Origin of the sequence: Rhodococcus sp. (in: high G+C Gram-positive bacteria), assembly GCF_049591685.1 — a bacterium.
Lineage (GTDB): Bacteria > Actinomycetota > Actinomycetes > Mycobacteriales > Mycobacteriaceae > Rhodococcoides.
Genome location: NZ_JBAWFH010000254.1, coordinates 1 through 3,602, shown reverse-complemented (window position 1 = coordinate 3,602; position 3,602 = coordinate 1). Strand labels below are relative to the sequence as shown.

Here is a 3,602-nt window from a genome sequence, read left to right as displayed (position 1 = left end):
CGTGGAACCCTTCGGCGGTTGGGCGGAGGGCACGGCGGAGGTATCTGTCACGGCGTCGGGCACGATTGTCGATGTTATGCGAGCGTGATCAGAAGAGCACACACGCCCGGTCCGGACGTAAACCCCGGACCGGGCGTGACAAGCGTTCGATCAGCCGTTTTTGATGGGCCCGGGGCTGAACAGGCCGGATCGCGTTTCCTCGGTGACGGTCACTTCGGCGGGCGTTGCGTTCTGGTCGAGTGGTGAGTATCTCTCGATCGAGCCCCAGTCGCGCCCGTAGTCGTTCTTCAGATACGACGGCAATGTCTGCGCTCCGAGCAGCTGCTCGGTCCAACCGAGCGGTCCGCCGCCGATCCAGTCCTGCCAGGCGTTGGTGGATTCTGCGCCGGGGCGGTCGGGCAGGATGCGGTATTCGGGCACCTCGGCCACGCCGTAGCGGTGGTCGAACGGTCGCTGGCACGGGAACGCCAGGCCGACGGCCCAGTCGAGCAGCACCGGTGCGTCGGAACCTACAACATTGTTCAGGCTGTCCGTCTGCGGAACGCGAGGCGGCGTGATCGCTGCCCACTGGTTGGTTGCAAGATCGGAATCGTCGACGACGATGCGCACGGCGTCGACCTCGGTCGGCAGATCCGCGGTGGGCACCCGCAGGTTTCGCCACGACGGGCTGGGTCCGATGTCGAGTGGCGTCACCCGGCCGAGTGCCCGCACGTTCTCGCCTTCACGAACGCCGTATTCGACCTCGACGGCTTGGCCAGGGGTGACGATTCCGTCCGCGTCGACCGAGCGGATGCGTCCGGCTGCGGCAATGGAGATCAGGTCACCACGCGTCTCGTCGACGCCTGCCGGAAGGCCGTACCACTCCGTCGTGAGTGATGCCGGCTCGTCGGCGCCGAAGCTACCGAGGACGGGAGTGGTCGACGGGTCCAGCCCGAACGGGAGCGCCACGGTGCTGCCGTTGACGCCCGCGTTCGCCTCGGTGCCGCCGTCGGTGCCGGCGCTGTTGGTGGACACCGTCGTGCTGCCGTCGCTGGGTTCGATCGAGTTGGCTCCGCCCTGCGAGGACTGTTCGGCGTCGGCGGTGAGATCCGAGGCAACCCCGTTGGGGGTGAATCCGACGTTGCCTCCGGCGCCCAGTGGGTCGTCGGTGTTGGAAAGTGGTTGCAGCATCGAGGCATTGGGGTTCGTCTCGACGAGAACGTCGTTGGCGAGACCGCATGCGTTGCCGGTCAACGAGTTGATGTTGGATCGCGCAATCGAGTACGCCGGGTACTGCGACACTGCTCCCTTCAGCAGGGACAGAACCTCGAACAGGACGACGGCGCCCGCGACGAGCGTCAGCGCGGAGGGAGAAAATCGGCGACGCTTGACGGTCGGCGGCTTCGCGTACGGCACTCGAATGTGTTGGTACGCAGCATAGATCAGAGCCAGGACGGTGAGTCCGAGGAACAGTGTCGAGAATCCCTTGCCCGCAATGGACGGCGGCTTGTCGAACCACGGGACGCCATAGCTCGAGACGTACCACCAGCCGTTGCTGCCGGTGAACGCCAATGCCGTCAGAAACAGCACCGCGGCGGTGAACAGGGTCCGATTGCGCGGAGAATTCATAGTCGCGGCCGTGACGCCGACGGCTGCGAGAGCGGCGACCGAACCGGCGAGACCCGCGTAGACGCCGAAGTGGTGAGTCCACTTGGTCGGGGTGAACATCATCAAAGCCACTGCGCCGAGGATGATTCCGAGGATTCGGCGCGAGGGTCCGATGGCGGTCCCGGGGATGCGACCGTTCTTACGGAGCATGACGACGATCGACACCGCGACGCACAGCAGCATCACGAACACACCGAAGCGGCGGGAGAGGGAACCGTCGGGCGTGATCATCATCAGCGAATCCCAGCGGATCCGCTCGTCGAACCAGGCGACGTTGGGCCCGACGGCAGAGCGCACCCGGGTCGCTTCGAGGACGGAGGCCAACGTTTGATCAGCGAAGATCGCCATCAATACAGCCGTGCCGGAGGCGAGCAGCGGTGCCACCAGTCCCGCGAATCCGACGAGCTTGGCTCGTCGTACTACGATCTGGACCAGCGGACGAGCGCCCGCGAGCAAGGCAGCGATGCAGATAAGTCCGGTCGGGCCTGCCGCCAGCGAGAATGCCGCGATGATCAACGCGAATGCGGCCGGCAGCAGCCGTCCGGTCGCGATGGCACGTTCGATGGAACACCAGGTCAGAAGTGCGCCGAGAGCGATCACCGGTTCCGGCCGCAGGCCGTTGTCGTAGGGCAGCCAGAACGCGAGGAACACCAATCCGGCCGTCCACTTGGCAACATTGCTGCGCACCACTGCGCGGCCGAGCCGGGGGATGACCTCGCGACTGATGACCATCCAGCAAAGAATCCCGGCGAGTAGAGCGGGCAAACGCATCCAAGCGCTGGCCGTCGACACCTTGGCGAGCGCGGCAAGCATGTCGTAGTACGGCATTCCGAACGGGGCCTCGGGGACGCCGAACCACCGGTAGTAGTTGGCCATGTAGCCCGAGTTCTCCGACACCCGTGCCATGTTGAGTAGGTAGCCGTCGTCGGAGGTGTTCGCGCCGATGATGTGCCACAGCAGCAGAGTTCCAATGACGATCGCGTCGACGCCGGTGATCTTCCACCAGCGAGCAGGCAGGAACCGGCGCGCGCGACGACCGTCGACCCCGTCGAGTCGATGCAACGCGAACAGCGACGCGATCACCGCGAGCGCGCCGACCACGATGGCGAGAAGTTTGAACAGCGTGGGGCTCGACGAGAAACGAGAATCGATCTCGGCGGTGACGCTCAGGCCGGGAGTGTTCTGCTCGAGGTCGGTGAAGAGGCCGACCATCTGGGGTCGGACGTCGCCGAGCGTCGTTGACGACTCGCCGGCCAGAGTGACGATCGTCCGCGCGGAGTCGGAATCGACGACGACCTCGCACGCACCGGTTGCCGGTCCCTCGGCGACGACCTGATCGCGCAGGACGACCTCGACGGTCCGGTCGTCGGTGATGCGGGCGATCAGTCCGCGGCTCTCGGTATCGGGTGCCGACGCCGGGAGCGTGGACACCAGGGTGCCCGGCTCACCGGAGCACGGGATGGTGGCGTCGAGCCGCAGCGGTGTGTAAGACACGAGTGGCGCTTCGACGCTGCCAGGGGTTTCGATGCTGCCGGGGGTTTCCTGCGGCCATTCGATGGTCGCCACCGACTGCTGTACGGGCAGCAGCGGCGTCGCGACGGCGAGGATCACTCCGATCAACCCGGCGATGACGGCCACGATCTTGGCGGTAGCTAGGTGGGCAGTCTTCGACTCAGGTTGGGAACGCACTCGATCATGGTAGGGGTGCCGGGCGTGGAGCCTGCGGAATGACCTCTGTTGCGAATGCTAAAAAACGCTTGTGCGAACGTCCCAGACCCAGACGCCGTCATGGAACTCGGCGTCGAATCCGAGCAGCGCGTTGACCGTGTTGCGCAGTGCCACGGTGTTGCGGCCGGGTTTGAGGACGACGACGTCTGCGGCCCAGTACTCCAGGTCGGCGCGGGCGTCGGCTTGCTGCTCGGGGGTGACGTCGGGGGCGGAGCCGGAGCGCTGGA

Annotated in this window: 1 protein-coding gene and 1 pseudogene; both read right to left on the bottom strand. The window is 65.9% G+C overall.

Annotated features, from left to right (window positions below; genetic code table 11):
- Positions 1 to 150: 150 nt before the first annotated feature.
- Complete coding sequence (locus WBQ44_RS10770; protein WP_495566681.1) at positions 151 to 3,336, bottom strand: arabinosyltransferase domain-containing protein; 3,186 nt, start codon at positions 3,334 to 3,336, stop codon at positions 151 to 153.
- Positions 3,337 to 3,393: 57 nt separating this feature from the next.
- A pseudogene (locus tag WBQ44_RS10765) lies at positions 3,394 to 3,602 on the bottom strand (glycosyl transferase); the annotation flags it as partial.